General features: G+C 32.6%; 17 protein-coding genes. 15 read left to right on the top strand and 2 right to left on the bottom strand.

The features are described 5' to 3' along the window. Positions 1 to 298: 298 nt before the first annotated feature. From BG05_RS21400 to BG05_RS21385, 4 genes are all read left to right on the top strand, one after another. The gene (locus BG05_RS21400; protein ID WP_001244390.1) at positions 299 to 1066 is read left to right on the top strand and encodes an ABC transporter ATP-binding protein; all 768 of its coding nucleotides are present in this window, start codon (positions 299 to 301) and stop codon (positions 1064 to 1066) included. Further along, positions 1056 to 3038 carry an FtsX-like permease family protein gene (locus BG05_RS21395; protein WP_016126794.1) on the top strand — a complete coding sequence of 661 codons (1983 nt, stop codon included), beginning with the start codon at positions 1056 to 1058 and terminating at the stop codon, positions 3036 to 3038. Before BG05_RS21400 ends, BG05_RS21395 begins: the two co-directional genes overlap by 11 nt. Positions 3039 to 3119: 81 nt before the next feature. After that, positions 3120 to 3791 (top strand): response regulator transcription factor, encoded by a 672-nt coding sequence (locus BG05_RS21390; RefSeq protein ID WP_000720526.1) that lies wholly within the window; start codon positions 3120 to 3122, stop codon positions 3789 to 3791. After that, positions 3788 to 4810 carry a sensor histidine kinase gene (locus tag BG05_RS21385; RefSeq protein ID WP_016126795.1) on the top strand — a complete coding sequence of 341 codons (1023 nt, stop codon included), beginning with the start codon at positions 3788 to 3790 and terminating at the stop codon, positions 4808 to 4810. The genes BG05_RS21390 and BG05_RS21385 overlap by 4 nt, the downstream gene beginning before the upstream one ends. 853 nt (positions 4811 to 5663) lie before the next feature. Here the strand turns inward: BG05_RS21385 and namA are convergent. Then, a complete protein-coding gene (gene namA, locus BG05_RS21380) occupies positions 5664 to 6701 on the bottom strand; it encodes an NADPH dehydrogenase NamA (RefSeq protein ID WP_003188791.1) in 1038 nt (345 codons plus the stop codon). Positions 6702 to 6834: 133 nt separating this feature from the next. On the opposite strand from namA, the gene BG05_RS21375 reads away from it, so the two are divergent. The 6 genes from BG05_RS21375 to BG05_RS21350 all read left to right on the top strand — a co-directional run bounded on the left by BG05_RS21375 (position 6835) and on the right by BG05_RS21350 (position 11703). Next, positions 6835 to 7287, top strand: coding sequence for a methylated-DNA--[protein]-cysteine S-methyltransferase (locus tag BG05_RS21375; protein ID WP_002031467.1), 453 nt, complete (start codon positions 6835 to 6837; stop codon positions 7285 to 7287). A gap of 25 nt (positions 7288 to 7312) precedes the next feature. Then, the gene (locus BG05_RS21370; protein ID WP_033733876.1) at positions 7313 to 8311 is read left to right on the top strand and encodes a DUF2628 domain-containing protein; all 999 of its coding nucleotides are present in this window, start codon (positions 7313 to 7315) and stop codon (positions 8309 to 8311) included. Positions 8312 to 8382: 71 nt separating this feature from the next. Next, the gene (locus BG05_RS21365; RefSeq protein WP_033730263.1) at positions 8383 to 10044 is read left to right on the top strand and encodes a peptide ABC transporter substrate-binding protein; all 1662 of its coding nucleotides are present in this window, start codon (positions 8383 to 8385) and stop codon (positions 10042 to 10044) included. Positions 10045 to 10103: 59 nt separating this feature from the next. Further along, on the top strand, positions 10104 to 10520 hold the full coding sequence (gene fosB / locus BG05_RS21360) for a FosBx1 family fosfomycin resistance bacillithiol transferase (protein ID WP_002148565.1): 417 nt from the start codon (positions 10104 to 10106) through the stop codon (positions 10518 to 10520). A gap of 12 nt (positions 10521 to 10532) precedes the next feature. Further along, positions 10533 to 11078, top strand: coding sequence for a short-chain dehydrogenase (locus BG05_RS21355; RefSeq protein ID WP_003188800.1), 546 nt, complete (start codon positions 10533 to 10535; stop codon positions 11076 to 11078). 13 nt (positions 11079 to 11091) lie between these two features. Then, positions 11092 to 11703, top strand: a complete 612-nt coding sequence (locus BG05_RS21350) for a phosphoserine phosphatase 1 (protein ID WP_002012438.1) — start codon at positions 11092 to 11094, stop codon at positions 11701 to 11703. A gap of 46 nt (positions 11704 to 11749) precedes the next feature. Here the strand turns inward: BG05_RS21350 and exsB are convergent, their stop codons facing one another. Then, positions 11750 to 12346: an exosporium protein ExsB gene (gene exsB / locus BG05_RS21345; RefSeq protein ID WP_003188802.1), complete on the bottom strand. Its 597-nt coding sequence runs from the start codon at positions 12344 to 12346 to the stop codon at positions 11750 to 11752. Between the two features lie 181 nt (positions 12347 to 12527). Here exsB and cotH point away from each other — a divergent pair, with 181 nt between their 5' ends. From cotH to BG05_RS21320, 5 genes are all read left to right on the top strand, one after another. Next, the gene (gene cotH, locus BG05_RS21340; protein WP_016126799.1) at positions 12528 to 13604 is read left to right on the top strand and encodes a spore coat protein CotH; all 1077 of its coding nucleotides are present in this window, start codon (positions 12528 to 12530) and stop codon (positions 13602 to 13604) included. Between the two features lie 105 nt (positions 13605 to 13709). After that, a complete protein-coding gene (locus BG05_RS21335; RefSeq protein ID WP_002031477.1) occupies positions 13710 to 14327 on the top strand; it encodes an NUDIX hydrolase N-terminal domain-containing protein in 618 nt (205 codons plus the stop codon). A 104-nt stretch (positions 14328 to 14431) separates the two neighbouring features. Then, a complete protein-coding gene (gene uptA, locus BG05_RS21330; protein WP_002031481.1) occupies positions 14432 to 15034 on the top strand; it encodes an undecaprenyl phosphate transporter UptA in 603 nt (200 codons plus the stop codon). Positions 15035 to 15130: 96 nt separating this feature from the next. Continuing rightward, positions 15131 to 16510, top strand: a complete 1380-nt coding sequence (locus BG05_RS21325; protein ID WP_002031482.1) for a putative polysaccharide biosynthesis protein — start codon at positions 15131 to 15133, stop codon at positions 16508 to 16510. 186 nt (positions 16511 to 16696) lie between these two features. Beyond that, positions 16697 to 17638, top strand: coding sequence for a magnesium transporter CorA family protein (locus BG05_RS21320; protein ID WP_000932386.1), 942 nt, complete (start codon positions 16697 to 16699; stop codon positions 17636 to 17638). The last annotated feature ends 119 nt before the right edge of the window (positions 17639 to 17757 follow it).

Genomic DNA, 17757 nt, shown 5'->3' with positions numbered 1-17757 from the left:
TCTATGTAACATAGAAAATTTAGAGTTTTTTATTACCTATAATTAGATAAGTCTTATCGTTTTTGCACCAGAACCGATACCCCTACATTTATCTGCCTCTTTGGTAAGGCATCGAATAATCCTTACTTATACCATCGCGATTTCTGATAACTTACATGTAGAGGTATTACTCAATATAACAAAAATGTAATGTTAATGAAATGTAATTCCATCGATACTATAAATGAAATTATATAAAATGAATTACATAAATGAATGAGAGTTAAAGAATTTTTATAATGAAAAAGGAGAAGTATTAATGCGAAATATATTAAATGTAGAAAAAATTGAAAAATATTATGGTAATAAAGATAATGTAACAAAGGCTATAGATAATATTAGTTTTAAGGTAGATGAGGGAGAATTTGTTGGGATAATGGGGCCTTCAGGAAGTGGTAAAACTACATTACTTAACTGTATATCAACTATTGATAATGTTACTACGGGAAAAATAATGATAAATAATAGTGACATTACTCGGTTAAAATCAAAGTCACTAGATAAGTTTAGAAAAAATGAATTAGGGTTTATATTTCAGGACTTTAATTTATTAGATACCCTTACTGCTTATGAAAATATTGCCCTAGCGTTAACAATAAAAGGTGAGAAAAGTTCAAAAATTGATGGGAAAATACAAGCAGTTGCAAAATATTTAGACATTGAACAAGTATTAAGCAAATACCCTTATCAAATGTCAGGCGGACAAAAACAAAGGGTTGGTTCGGCAAGAGCTATCGTAACAGATCCATCTTTAGTACTTGCAGATGAACCAACAGGATCGTTAGATTCTAAATCAGCTAGATTATTACTCGAAAGATTTGAAAGTCTAAATAAGGATTTAAAAGCTACAATACTTATGGTTACTCATGATGCATTTACAGCAAGCTATGCTCGTAGAATTCTTTTTATTAAAGATGGAAAAATATTTATCGAGTTGGTAAGAGGGAATGATTCCAGAAAAGAATTCTTTACTAAAATTATCGAAGTTATAACCCTTCTTGGAGGTGACGATAATAATGTACTCTAAGATTGCTATTGGGAATGTAAAGAAAAGTTTTAAAGATTATGCAATATATTTCTTAACACTAACACTGGCTGTTTGTATATTTTATAGCTTTAACTCAATAGAATCACAAAAGGCACTTATGGAAATTAACGCTTCAGATAGAAAGTATGTGCCTACAGTAATGAACGCTATCTCAAATGTGTCAGTATTTGTATCCGTAATATTAGGTGGTTTAATATTGTATGCAAATAATTTCTTAATTAAAAAACGTAAAAAAGAATTAGGAATATACATGACTTTAGGTATGGGAAGAAGAAACATATCCAGAATATTAGTAACAGAGACATTTCTAGTTGGCGTTATATCTTTAGTGAGTGGACTTATAATAGGTATTGGAGTATCGCAGGGGTTATCTACATTTGCATTAAAGCTATTTGACTTGCCCATCAATAAATATAAATTTGCAATTTCAACAGGTGCTATAGGTAAAAGCGTATTATACTTTGGAATCATGTTTTTACTTGTTATGTTATTTAATGTATATGTTGTTTCTAAATACAAAATAATTGATTTGTTAACAGCAGGTAGAAAAAGCGAAGATGTAAAATTTAGAAATCCTCTTATCTATGTAATCACATTTATTATGTGTGTAGCATCACTTGGATATGCATATGTGACTGTACTAAAAATCGGATTGAATTTTACTAATCCTATGCTCGTGGTATCAATCATTCTTGGCATATTAGGTACATTGCTGTTTTTCTTTAGTTTATCTGGATTTATATTATATGTTGTAAAGAAGAATAAAAAAGTCTATTTTAAAGGTTTAAATATATTTATCATCAAACAAATAAATAGTAAGGTTAATACAAATTTTATATCCATGTCTGTAATCTGTTTAATGTTATTCCTTACAATGGTGGCTTTATCTACAGGAATCAGCTTTAACAGAATGATGGACGCCACAACGAAAGAAATAACACCATTTGATGCCAGTATTACGTTGGAGAATAAGGATGAAAGTTACACTATAGAAGAAGTATTAAATAAAGCTAATTTTAAAATAAGTAATAACGAAAAATATGTATCTTATAATGTATATCGAACAGGGATGGAAGTGGTGGACTTTGTACCAGAAGGTAAAGATTATAATAACGATATAGATTTCATTAAAGTATCTGATTATAATAAAATTTTAAATCTTAAAGGTGAAAAGGAAATCACTTTAAATAACAATGAAATTTTACTTTTATCAAATGAAAGCCGGTTGGCTAATTCGACAAATGAAAGATTAAAAGATAGCAATAAGGTGAATATTAAAGAAAAAGAATATTTGGTAAAAAACGCTAAAGTTATACAAGAGAATCTTTACACTTATGATGTGCGAACTAATTACTTCACAATCGTTATAAATGATGAGTTTTTATCAGGCTACAAAATTACTGAATCCGTACTTAATGTAAATTATTTAGATGGAAATAGAGAAGAATATAATAAAAAATATGATAACGTTGCACGGGGCTTTTATGACGAAAATGGCCCGAAATTAAATATTAATCGTATAGCAGGCAAATCAAAGGATGAAGTTTGTGCAGGAAGTAAGGGATTGAAAACTATCGTACTGTTTATTGGGATATATATAGGTATTGTATTTTTAATAACGAGTATGGCTGTATTAGCTCTTCAACAATTATCAGAAGCCAGTGATAGCATAGATCGATATAAATCTTTGAAGAGAATTGGTTCAAACGGAACAATGATCGACAAAACGATTTTCATTCAAACTTTCGTATACTTTAGTCTTCCAGTTTTTCTTGCCATAATTCATTCTATAGTTGGAATTTATGTAGTCAATTATTATATTAACAGATTTCAACAAACAGACATTATTTTACCAGCATTGATGACGGGCTTAGTATTTCTTGTAGTTTATGTAGTATATTTCTACACGACATATGTCGGTTATAAAAATATTGTAAAAAGTAATACTTGATTTTATAATGCTTATTAGGGCTATTACACTTTGTTTCTCAAGATGTAATAGCCTTATATTCTGTATAGGGAGGGAAAAGTCATGAAAAAAATCATTCTGATTGAAGATGATGAAATCATCAGAGAAGAATTACAACATTTTTTTATAAAGTATGGATATGAAGTAAAGGCTCCCACAGATTTTAATCATATTATCAAACATATAGAAAGTGAGAATGTAGACCTTATATTACTAGACATAAACCTTCCTGTGTTCGATGGCTATTATATATGCAGAGAAATACGTAAAACTTCAGATGTTCCAATCATCATGGTTACAAGCAGAGATAGTGATGTAGATGAACTAATAAGTATGAATTTAGGAGCAGATGATTTTATAACAAAGCCTTATAATACAGAAATACTATTAGCAAGAGTAACAAACATTTTAAGAAGGACATCTGGAGATTTAAAGACGAATCATATCTTAATTTATAGAGATTTTAATTTAAATCTCTCAAATGCAACAGTTACTTATCAAGACAAGTCTGTAGAGTTAACTAAAAATGAAGTTAAAATACTCTCATGCTTAATAAATAATCGCGGATATATTGTAAAAAGAGATTCACTCATAGAAACCTTATGGAAATCTGATTATTTTGTGGATGATAGCACCTTAACTGTTAATATAAATAGATTAAGAAAAAAGCTTGAAGAGATAGGTATAGAAAATCCAATTGCAACAAGAAGAAGCTTAGGGTATATAATGCCATGAATATAGGTGAATTTATTAAAGATAAAATGGTAGTAATACTATCTAATGTACTGGTATTTATTATACTAGCAGGTATATTGCTGACTGTGAATGTTCAGTTCATTATAATATTCTTTGTCTTTTGTATTTGGTTTTTTCCATTGATTATATATATGGCTATAGAATTTATAAAATGTAAAAATTATTATAATGAGATTAATGGCATATTAGAAAACTTGGAGAAAAAATACCTACTTCCAGAGGTAGTAAAGGAATCAAACTTTATACATGGGGAAAAGCTTAACGCTATACTGAAAGAAGTAAGTAGAGATATGCATGAAAATGTAAAATATTATAGCGATATGCAATCGGATTATAGGGAATATATAGAAACATGGGTACATGAAATTAAGACGCCGATAGCTTCTACAAAGCTAATAATTGAAAATAATCAAAATGAAGTAACTAATAAAATAGACTCACAATTGGATCGAATCGAAGGGTTTGTAGAACAGGTGCTGTATTATTCTCGAAGCAATAATGTCGGTAAGGACTATATTATAAAACCAATCAACCTTGATGATGTAGTAAGAACTGTAATTAAAAGAAATTATAGAGATTTTATTCATAAGAGAATAAAATTAGATATGAAAAATATTAATGAAATCGTATATAGTGATAAAAAATGGGTTGAATTTATTGTTAATCAAATATTAGGAAATTCCATAAAGTACTCAAATAACAAGGAACAAATGATACGTATATACTCAATTAAGAAAGCTAACTCAGTAATACTAACTATAGAGGATAATGGAGTAGGGATAATAACTAAAGATATAAATAGAGTTTTTGAAAAAGGATTTACTGGAGAGAATGGAAGGAGATTTAGCAAAAGTACAGGAATGGGTTTGTACCTATGCGAAAAACTGTGCTCAAAATTAGGAATGAAAATTGGCATTGAATCTGAAGTGAATAAAGGAACTAGAGTTACATTAATATTTCCGTTGTCAGGTATGGTAACTTTTGAGCCTTGTTTATAAAAGAGATGCTGCCATCTTTCCACGAATTTAGTATGAAACTTATAAATAAATTTAAAACGGTATGAAAAGAGTAGAAATTCTCTTCATACCGTTTGTATTATTTAGCCATTTAACATATTGGTATATTTAATTGTGAATCGGATGGATGTTAATCTGGATTAGTCATTACTATTTTTGATGTCCACTAATACTTAACGTAAGATTTGGTTCGGTTGCTACACAGACCTCGTAAGCGAGAAATTGTACACTATATAAAACAGTAAAATAAATATCCGATCCCTTAGCGTACAAGGAATTGGATATTTTGTGTCTAAATTGTGTCCAAATGTATATTGCAATTAAAGCAAGTATGAATAATTTCAAGTGTTGTTTTATTATGTATTAATTTCAATTTTTTAAGGTCTAATTTAATCAAACTTTATTTTTAAGCTACAACGGTTGCGTTACTTGAAGGGAAATAACCTAAGTTGTTTCTATTTCTCTATTTTATTATTCCACTATAAAGCGCTTTTCTTTAATAAGGTGGCATCTTTTTACATGGATAACACTTTTAAGAGATTGAATTTATTTAGGTGAAAAAAATTGTGAAGTATTGTACTTAAAGTAAAGAGGGCAGTTTTAAAAGAAAGGATATAACATATTTGTTGACTTAATGAATGTAGTGATAAATGAGTGATAAAAAACATAAAAAATAGGTGTATCAAGCAAAGTGTTGATACACCTTAAAACTACATTGTTAAACAACATGTGTTGTCGTGTAGTATATCTTATATATCTTATATATCTTATATATCTTATATATCTTATATATCTTTAATTATTTTAGATTCAGTATTACATATTCTTCTCGGTTTTATTTATTAGTTTTAATTTTCCCGGGTGCTCGCCCGTATTGATATGGTTCTTTTAATTCAAAGCCAAGTTCATTGGCAGCTATTCTTGGGAAGTAAGGATTACGAAGTAACTCGCGTCCGATCAAAATTAAATCTGCTTCGTTATTATTTAAAATTTGCTCCGCTTGTAATCCAGTCGTAATTAATCCAACTGCACCTGTTGCAATGTTAGCATTCTCTTTAATGTGTTTGGCATATTGCACTTGATAACCTGGATATACATCAATATGAGCTGGGACAACTGCACCAGAGCTACAATCGATTAAATCTACTCCTTGTTCTTTCATCCATCCTGTATACTGCACATAATCTTGAACTGTTAACCCGTCAGGATGATAATCATTTGCTGAAATACGAACAAATAACGGTCCGTTCCAAACTTCATTTACAGAGTCAATGATTTCGCGTAAGAAACGATAGCGATTTTCAGGTGAACCTCCGTATTCATCAGTCCGCTTATTTGCAAGCGGAGAAAGAAATTCATTAATAAGATAACCGTGAGCACCATGTAATTCAATAACGTCAAATCCCGCTTGTTTTGAACGTAACGCAGCTTTTTGAAAAGCTAATACGGTGTCTTTAATTTGTTGCTTACTCATTTCCACGGGTATTTTCATTCCATCGTTAAACGGAATTGCTGAAGGAGCTAAAGCGTCCGTTTCTAATTCAGCCTTTCTTCCGGCATGAGCGAGTTGAATGGCAGCTTTTGCGCCGTTATCATGTATAAATGCTGTCGTCTTATGTAAGCCTTCAATTAGATTATCATCCCAAATGCCTAAGTCTTTGTTAGAAATACGTCCTTCAGGTAACACAGCTGTTGCTTCAATCATAACTAAGCCTACTTGGCCAGCAGCCCTGGTTCCATAATGAATGAGATGAAAATTGGTTACTCGGCCATCCTCATTCTCTGATGAATACATACACATAGGCGACATAACGATACGGTTTTTTAGCGTAACGTTCTTAATTGTATAAGGTGAAAAAAGTTGAAGCTCCATCAAATATCCCCCTTGATTGAATTTTCTTACATTGTATCATCCTCTTTTTTGTTTCCCTAATAAAACGCTTATACGAAAAATTTCGTCTATTCGTGTTACAATGGCTAATATGAATTGAATTGGAGGATGACATATGTATCAGGCTTATTATGAAAGTGAATTAGGTTTGCTGGAAATTACAGCGAATACGAAAGGGATTACGTCTGTTATATTTGTTGAAGAAAGAAAAGAAGAACATAAAAATGAACTTGTTGAACAATGTATAAATGAATTAGATGAATACTTTGAAGGAAAAAGAAAAGAGTTTACAGTTCCATTGTCTGCTGAAGGAACACCATTCCAAAAGAATGTATGGGAAGCACTTTACACCGTACCATATGGCGTAAGTGCTTCATATTTAGATATTGCAGATAAGGTTGGGAATACGAAAGCTGTACGAGCGATAGGAGGGGCAAATAGCCGGAATCCAATTTCAATTATCGTTCCATGTCATCGTGTAATAGGAAAGAGTGGAAAACTTGTTGGGTATGCAGGTGGTTTATGGAGGAAAGAGTGGTTATTGAAGCATGAAGGCATATTAAAATGAAGTATGGATGGAAAGAGGGATTGTTTTGAAATGTATAAATTGTGGGCGACCTTGTATTAATGATCAGTTGAATTGTGCAAATTGTCAACGGAACTTGCATAATAAACAAGGTGAAGAAAGCTCGCTAATAGACAAAGAATTAGAAGTATATGTAGGGAGACAATATCCATATTACAAAAGAAAATGGGAGCTTGAGAATAAGCGAATTGCTAGGTGGAGCTGGAATGGTTTGGCTGCTATTTTCAATGTAGGTTGGCTTGGATATCGTAAGTATTATTTACCTGCTGCTTTATTTATACTGTTATTAGTAGCATGTGATGCATTTTCTTATTATATGGGGTTCAACGTAGCGTTGCCAATCATTAATATGGTGCCTCTTACGTTTTTATTACTCATTTTCATTCTATTTGGGATGGGGATTTTTGCAAATGGATTATATTATCAATTTGCAGAAAGGCGTATATATCGAATAAAAGCACGGGGAATTAAAGATGAATCGGTTGAAAATTATCTGATCCATGATAGTGGTGGAACGAGTAAAATGGGAGCAACAATCGTTACTATTTTAGCAGTTGCTAGTATTTTTTTCAGTCATTTCTTTTTTCCGACTGATCGAGATATTATACAAAAAGTACGTACAAGTTCGCTTTATGAATATCCGTTCTTTTCGATTGGTGAATCGTTTGAAAGCTATTTTCAAAATTCAGGGTGGATATATTATCGTGGTTCGGAAGGTATGGAATTAGTAGAATTTCAAGGATACAGCCCAGGGATGCCAAGACAAAAAGTTACAATTCAATTTATTGTTGATTATAAATTGGGAGAAGTGGAACCATATTCACTTACGATTAACGGTGAATCTAAAAATGAAGAAGAGTTTTTGAAGATAATGGAGGAAATATTTAAAGTTCAAAATCCATTTGATATAGAGGATGGCTTACAAGTAAATGCTATTCAACAAAGCGGAGGGAAAGCAATTTCTGACCGCTTTTTTTCTTTTTATGAAAATAAATATTTAAAATAATCAGAATTTTTTGTATAATAAAATATATTATACAAGTTTTAACTTATACATATAGATTGGGGGAAGGAAGAATGAAGAGAAAGACAACAACAATTGCTGCACTTGCGTTATCGACTAGTGTACTGGTTGCGGGATGTGGGAATGGGGAGAAGGCTTCGACAACGAAGAAAGAATCAAGTAAGGGAATGGCAGATAAACAAGTTTTAAATTTGCTAGAAACAGCTGAAATTCCGTCAATGGATACATCTAAATCAACAGATTCTGTATCTTTCCGTGTATTTGTAAATGCAATGGAAGGATTATATCGTCTAGATAAAGATAATAAACCAACTCCAGGTATGGCCAAAGACGTGAAGATTAGTGAAGATAAAAAGACATATACATTTGAATTACGTGATGCAAAATGGTCAAATGGTGATCCAGTTCGAGCACAAGATTTTGTATATGCATGGCAACGTACATTAGATAAAGCAATAGCAGCAGAATATGCATTTATTTTATTTGATGTGAAAAATGCACAGAAAGTAAATAAAGGAGAAGTACCGTCGGATCAATTAGGTGTTAAAGCGAAGGATGATAAAACGTTGGTAGTAGAATTAGAGCAACCAGCACCTTATTTCCTTGAGCTTACTTCGTTCCCTACATTCTTCCCATTAAATGAAAAGTATGTAAAAGGACAAGGGGATAAATACGGATTAGAAGCAGATAAATTATTGTACAATGGACCATTTACAATGAGTGAATGGAAACATGAACAAAGTTACCAGTTAAAGAAAAACCCAAATTATTGGGATAAAGATGCTGTGAAATTACAAGAAATTAATGTGGGTATAGTAAAAGAGACAAGTACTGGGGTAAATTTATATGATAGTGATCAAGCAGACCGTGTCATTTTAAGTTCTGAGTTTGTAGACAAATATAAAAAGAATAAACCAGATGAATTTAAAACGAAGCTAGACCCACGTATGTATTTCCTACGTTTTAATCAAAAAAATGCAACGTTTAAAAATCAAAAGGTTCGTGAGGCGATTGATTTAGCGTACGATAAAAAAGGAATTGCGGATGTGATTTTGAATGATGGATCATTGCCAGCGTATTTCTTAGTACCTGAAAAGTTTACGACAGGACCAGATGGAAAAGACTTCCGTACTGTAAATAAAAATTTCCGTGACAGTAAAGATAATGCTGCGAAAGCAAAAAAACTGTGGGAAGAAGCGAAGAAAGAACTTGGTCAAGATACAATTACAGTAGAATTACTAAATGATGATAACGGTAGTCGTAAAAAAGTGGGCGACTTTATTAAAGAAGAATTAGAGAAAAACTTACCTGGTATTAAAGTGAATTTGAAGCAACAACCATATAAGCAGAAGTTAGATTTAGAAAAGAAATTTGAATATGAATTCTCATTATCTGCATGGAGTCCAGATTATCCAGACCCAATGACATATATTGATATGTTCGTTACTGGAAGCTCATTTAATGAAATGGATTATTCAAATCCGAAGTACGATGATTTAGTAGCAAAATCAAAAGGAGAACTACTAAAAGATGACGCAGCACGCTGGAAAGCACTTGCAGAAGCTGAAAAAATCTTAATTGGTCAAGATGCTGCAATCTCTCCTACGTACCAACAAAGTACAGCTTACTTAGAGAAGACGTATGTAAATGGTATTGCTAACCATACGTTCGGTGGCGACTTTAGTTATAAATGGGCATATATTACAAAGAAATAGTATAATAAAAGATGAGTGAATATTCGCTCATCTTTTATTTGTTTAGGGAGGAACGTGGAGTGTTGAAAGGAATCAATCATCTTTGTTTTTCAGTATCAAATTTAGAAAACGCTATTATGTTTTATGAAAGAGTGCTAGAAGGAGAACTATTAGTTAAAGGGAGAAAACTTGCATATTTCAATATATGTGGAGTATGGATAGCACTGAACGAAGAGGCACATATTCCAAGAAAGGAGATTCATCAATCTTATACGCACCTCGCATTTTCTGTTGAACAAGAAGACTTTGAACGCTTACTGCAGCGATTAGAAGAAAATAAAGTTCATATTTTACAAGGAAGAGAGCGTGATGTGAGAGATTGTGAGTCTATATATTTTGTTGATCCTGATGGTCATAAATTTGAGTTTCATTCAGGGACGTTACAAGACCGTCTAAATTATTATAGGGAAGAAAAACCTCATATGACATTTTACTAAGGGGGGAAGAAGTTGCATGCACTTGTAATTGGTGGAACAGGAATGTTAAAGAAAGTTTCTATGTGGCTTTGTGATCAAGGATTTCGTGTGTCTGTTATTGGACGAGATGAAGTGAAATTAGAAAATGTTAAGCAAGCTAGTTCGGCACCAGAAAATATTACATGTCTTCCTTTAGATTATCAAAATGACGATGGTCTAAAGCGATCTATTACAAATACAATTGAACAGAATGGTCCAATTATATTTGTAGTTGCATGGGTACATTCGAGTGCTAAGCATGCATTACGACTCATTTGTAATGAAGTTGAATTGTCATCGGAAAAGTATAGTTTATTTCATATATTAGGTAGTAGTGCATCGCGTACGAAGTCACAAAAAATAGGTGGGACATTATGTAGTTATTATAGAATTATATTAGGGTTTATTTTAGAAGATACATATGCAAGATGGCTTACTCATGAAGAGATTGCTGACGGAGTTATAAAAGGAATTGAAAGTAAATGCACAGAATGGATTGTAGGGAGAGTAGAGCCGTGGGAATCGCGGCCAAAATGGTAAGGGGGCATGTGAAATGAAGACAACGGTATATGTAACAAGGCACGGTGAAACAGAATGGAATGTAGCAGGGCGGATGCAAGGACGGAAAAATTCAGCATTAACAGAGAATGGTATGATACAAGCGAAACAATTAGGGGAGCGTATGAAGGATTTACCACTCCATGCCATATATAGTAGTCCAAGCGAAAGAACGCTTCATACTGCTGAATTGATTAAAGGGGAACGCGATCTTCCAATTATAGAAGATGAACGTTTCTATGAAATAAACATGGGGATATGGGAAGGGCAAACAATTGCTGACTTGGAAATGCAATATCCAGAAGAAGTACATTTATTTTGGAATGAACCACATCTTTTTCAGTCAACATCAGGGGAAAACTTTGCGGCCGTTCATAAAAGAGTAATTGAAGGGATACACTTTCTTTTAGAAAAGCATAAAGGAGAAAATATTTTAATAGTTACTCATGCTGCAGCAGCGAAATTACTCGTAGGGCATTTTGCAGGTTTTGAAATTGAACATGTATGGGAAGAGCCATTTATGCATAGCGCGAGTCTTAGTGTGATTGAATTTGATGAAAACCGTGGTAAAGTAAAACAATTTGCAGATATAAGTCATTTTCAGTAAACGTAAAAAAGGTCGCAAAGCGACCTTTTTTGGTGGACATAAAAAACTAGCAATTACGTTTTTTATACCAGAAGTGATCGAATTTCTTATTTTTGCAAGATGGGAATTTATGTCCGCCTTTGCAATCATTCCATTTGTGCCCGTCATCGTGACAGTCTTTACCATGATCACAATCATCATCGCAAGAGCTACCGTGTCCGTGAGGGAAGAATTCGCATTTTTTACAGAAACTTCGTTTTGTCCAGAAAAATTTCTTTTCAAAGCGTATGCATTTTGTAACGAAAGTACAATGTTTTCTGCGAGTACGTTTTGTAACTAAAACGCATTCTTTTCTACGAGTAACTTTTGTAACGAACGTCCATTTTTGAACGCGCACACGAGTGCATTTCGTAACAAACGTCCATTTTTTAACATGAGTACATTTTGTAACGAAAGTACAATGTTTTACGCGAGTACATCTTGTTCTTGGACATTTACGCCCTGTTGTACATTTACGCCCTGTTGTACATTTACACCCTGTTGTACATTTATGATGAGAGAATTTATCATCATCGCACTCAAAAGTACTTGGATCTTGGTGTAAGAAATCCTCCATACCAGCACTTTTGATTTCTTCAACAGCTTTTCTAATATCACGTTTCATAGAAATCCTCCTTATCGAGTGTTAAATTGAAAAGGTATTCTTTTTCCTTAACATGATATGAGATTCGACTTCTTTCTGAACAGGACAAGAGTGTAATTTTATATAAATAGATGATAGCGGATGTATGGACAAGACAAGGCGCATACATTGAATGAAGAGAACTGAGAAGGGATGAGAAAATATGCTGCCTTCATATGATTTTTTTGTTCATCCAATGTACTTAGTGGAATTGAAAAAGGACATTTGGTCAGATAGTCCAGTGCCAGCAAAATTAACTTATGGAAAAAAGAAGTATGACATTGATATCGTATACCGAGGGGCTCATATTCGCGAATTTGAGAAAAAATCTTATCATGTTATGTTTTATAAACCGAAAAAATTTCAAGGCGCGAAAGAGTTTCATTTGAATTCTGAGTTTATGGATCCGTCTCTCATACGAAATAAATTATCTTTAGATTTTTTTCATGATATTGGTGTACTTTCGCCAAAATCACAACATGTATTTATAAAAATTAATGGTCAAATTCAAGGTGTGTATTTACAGTTAGAATCAGTTGATGAAAACTTTTTGAAAAATAGAGGGCTACCGAGTGGTTCTATTTATTATGCGATAGATGATGATGCGAATTTTTCGTTAATGAGTGAGCGAGATAAAGATGTTAAGACAGAGCTCTTTGCGGGTTATGAATTTAAATATTCGAATAAAAATAGTGAAGAACAACTGAGTGAATTTGTATTTCAAGCGAATACTTTGTCGAGGGAAGATTATGAAAAAGAAATCGGGAAGTTTCTACATGTAGATAAATATTTACGATGGTTAGCTGGAGTTATTTTTACGCAAAACTTTGATGGCTTCGTTCATAACTATGCACTATATCATAACGATGAGACAAATTTATTTGAAGTGATACCGTGGGATTATGATGCGACTTGGGGGCGAGATGTACAAGGGAGACCACTTAATCATGAATATATTCGTATTCAAGGCTATAATACGTTAAGTGCAAGATTGTTAGATATACCTGTATTTAGAAAACAATACCGAAGTATTTTGGAAGAAATATTAGAAGAACAATTTACCGTTTCGTTTATGATGCCGAAAGTAGAAGGTTTGTGTGAATCGATTCGTCCATATTTACTACAAGATCTATATATGAAAGGAAAATTAGAAACATTTGATCAAGAAGCTGATATGATTGATGAATATATAAATAAAAGAAGGAAGTATATACAAGACCACTTACATGAATTGGATTAATTTTGAAAGAGATTGGAACATTATCAATCTCTTTTTTTGTATAATAAAGATGTATCGATTTAATTGACGTAATATTTACTTAATAAAGAATGGAGATGTGGAAACATGACGGTCAAGTGGATTGATTGGGTAAAACAAATACAATCTATAGCTCAAGCGGGTTTAACGTATTCTAAGGATGTATATGATATAGAGCGTTTCCAGCAATTACGGGACATTTCAGTTTCAATGATGTCACATTACACAAAGACAGATTGGGAAGTAGTAGAGAATTTATTTGCAAGTGAGACAGGCTATCAAACACCTAAAGTTGATATACGGGCAGTTATTTTTCAAAATGAAAAACTATTATTTGTGAAAGAAAAAAGTGATAGGAAATGGGCATTGCCAGGTGGATGGGCTGATGTTGGTTATACGCCAACAGAAGTAGCAGCAAAAGAAGTTTTAGAGGAGACGGGCTATGAAGTAGATGATTTTAAGCTACTCGCTATATTTGATAAAGAAAAACATCAACCATCGCCTTCAGCAACACATGTATATAAAATTTTTATTGGCTGTAAGATTATTGGTGGCGAAAAGAAAACTAGTATTGAAACAGAAGATGTGGAGTTTTTTGATGAGAATGAATTGCCTAATTTATCGATTGCTAGAAATACAGAAGAGCAAATTAAAGAAATGTTTGCCTACATGAAAGAACCTCAAAAAGAAATATTAATAGATTAATAATGCTTATGCCGATGATATTGTTGAAATGAAGATATTGGCAGAATGCAACCTTTATGTAATAATGGGATGGTATGTGAAGAAAAAAGGAGATAGAAAAGAAAATGTTAGCAAACATAATAGATCAGTTATTGCAATTCTTTGCAAGTCTAGGTTACTTTGGAGTAGCACTAGCTTTAATGATTGAAATTATCCCGAGTGAAATTGTACTTTCGTATGCTGGCTTTTTAGTCGCAGATGGTAAAATTAGCTTTGTCGGTGCAGTTATTGCTGGAACAATCGGTGGTACTTTAGCGCAAATCTTTTTATATTGGCTTGGATACTATGGAGGACGTCCAGTTGTAGAGAAATATGGAAAATATCTACTTATTAATAAACACCATTTAGACATAGCAGAAAATTGGTTTAAGCGTTACGGAGCTGGAGTAATATTTTCGGCACGTTTTATCCCAATTGTACGTCATGCAATCTCTATTCCGGCAGGACTAGCTAAGATGCCATTAAAACTTTTCACACTGTATACAGTTGTAGCGATTATTCCATGGTCAATACTATTTATATACTTAGGTGAAAAGCTTGGTGGAAATTGGCGACATATTAAAGAGTATGCATCTGATTACACACATTACATAATTATAGGGGCTGTTCTCTTTGTTGCTCTATACTTCGGTTTAAAGTATTTAAAAAAGAAAAAAGCAGCGCGTTAAAGTCAATGATTTTTCATTGGCTTTTTTTATTGTTTCAGTTCTAAAAAAAAGGAGTTGTCCATAATGTGTAATAATAAAGCGTAGCGGGGGAATGTGATGAAAGGATCACCGTTTTTACGTGGAACGATATTTTTAACGATGGCAACGATGATATCTAAAATGTTAGGGTTTATATATGTTATACCATTTACAGCAATGGTGGGTACGAGTGGGTACGTATTATATACGTATGCATACCGTCCTTATACAATTATGCTTAGTATTGCAACGATGGGATTGCCACTTGCCGTTTCAAAAATGGTTTCAAAATATGATCAACTCAATGATTATCACACTGTTAAGAGAGTGCTAAAGAGTGGTATCGTTTTTATGGTCATTATGGGCGTTATTTCTTGTTTAGCATTATATATGTTAGCACCACATTTAGCTAAACTTGTGATTGATGGAAATGATCAGTCGGGTAATAGTGTGGTAGCTGTCACACACAATATTCAAATTGTAAGTTTTGCGTTAATACTCGTTCCTGTAATGAGCTTGTTACGTGGTTTCTTTCAAGGTTTTCAATCTATGGGACCTTCTGCACTCAGTGTAGTTGTAGAGCAATTTTTTCGGGTCTTAACTATTTTGATAGGAAGCTTTGTCGTTTTATATGTTATAAAAGCTTCTGTTTCGTTGGCAGTTGGTATTTCAACGTTTGGAGCATTTATGGGAGCACTAGGTGGATTAAGTGTTTTAAGTGCGTATTATATAAGAAGGAGAAAACATTTAAAGAAAAAAGAGATTGCCAGTATACCACAAACGACGAAAACTTTTTTTTCGTTGTATAGAGAACTATTTACATATTCTATTCCTTTCGTTGTAGTAGGATTAGCGATTCCGTTATATCAGACGATTGATACATTTACAATTAATAAGCTACTTATACAAGTAGGATATATGCAAGGAGAAGCAGAAAAGATTAATGCGATTATTGGCCTTGTTCAGATGGTTGTACTTATCCCGGTTTCTGTTGCAACAGCTTTTAGTATGTCCCTTGTACCTGAGATGACGAAAGCTTATACAGCGGGAAATGAGAAGCTACTGTATAAACACTTTACAAGGACAAATTTATTAGTGGTAGGAATTACCGTACCGGCGGCGATTGGAATGATGATTTTAGCAAAACCAGTGTATACTCTTTTATTTGGTGCTGGAAATGATCCGGAGATGGGCAGTATTATTTTGCAGTACTATGCTCCTGCTTGTATACTATTCTCACTATTTACAGTAACCGCTGCCATGTTACAAGGAATTAATCAACAACAGAAAACAGTGCTAGGATTAGTAATCGGAATAACTGTGAAGATAGTTTTAAATATTGTATTGCTACCGTATTTTGATTATGTAAGTTTTATCATTTCAACATACGCTGGCTATACGATTTCAGTCGGCTTTAACTTGTGGATGCTTTCTAAATATGTTATAAAGGCAACATAAGCTTTTTTAAAGGCAGAGAACACTCTGTCTTTTTCTATGTTTACAAGATTTTTCTTAAAAAAACGTTTTCAAAATAATTTTTCTATTGAAATTTAATCGTTTGTTTCATATGCTGAAAATAGCGGTTCAAAAACTGTTGTTTAAGTGAGGTAGATTCCCACATGTAAAAAGAATCGGGGTGATAGTATGTTAAATATTTATTTAACAGACCGAAACGGAAAACTACAAGAGATTGAGGAAATGCAAAAGGGCTGCTGGATTAATGTACTTCATCCAACAGAAGAAGAAATTCAGTATCTAGTACAAACTTTAAATGTAGACTTAGATTTCATTAAAGACCCTTTGGATGATGAAGAACGCTCTCGTATTGAAAAGGAAGACAATAATACTTTAATTATCGTGGATATTCCGACAGTCAGACATGATGAAGAAGGAAATTCAATTTATGACACGATTCCAATAGGTATGATTGTAATGCCAGATTGTTTTGTTACTATTTGCTTAGAAGAAAATCCAATTTTTGAACGCTTTATTAATCAACGTATTAAAGAATTTTATACGTTTAAAAAGACGCGCTTCGCACTTCAGCTCTTATATACAATTTCTACTTATTATTTAAGATACTTAAAGCAAATTAATCGAAAAACAATCGATTTAGAGCACCAATTAAATAAGTCGATGAAAAATAAAGAAATTTTCACATTGCTCGGCCTTGAAAAAAGTTTAGTTTATTTTACAACATCATTAAAGGCAAATAAAATTGTAATTCAAAAATTAATGCGAAACAGTACATTTTTGAAAATGTATGAAGATGATCAAGATTTACTAGAAGATGTATTAATTGAAAATAAGCAGGCTATTGAAATGGCGGAAATATATAGTCACATTTTAAGTGGAATGATGAATACATTTAGTTCGGTTATTTCTAACAATTTAAATAGTGTTATGAAACTGTTGACTTCTATTACAATCATTTTATCATTACCAACGATGGTTTCTAGTTTCTTTGGAATGAATGTAAAGGTTCCATTTGAAGGGGAAGCACATGGTTTTGTAATTGTACTTATAATATGTGTAACATTATCTTTCACTTTAGCATTTGTTTTTTGGAAGAAACGTTACTTTTAATGATAGGAAAGCTGCGCTAGCATAGTTATAAAACTGTGCTAGCGCAGCTTTTTTTGCTATGAAATCTCAATTTTGGAACAGAATATAACTTGTGAAATGTAATGTGTATGAAGGTTATG

Source organism: Bacillus mycoides, assembly GCF_000832605.1.
Classification (GTDB): domain Bacteria; phylum Bacillota; class Bacilli; order Bacillales; family Bacillaceae_G; genus Bacillus_A; species Bacillus_A mycoides.
The sequence above is the reverse complement of the archived record's forward strand: the minus strand, read 5'-3'. Positions and strand labels throughout refer to the sequence as shown.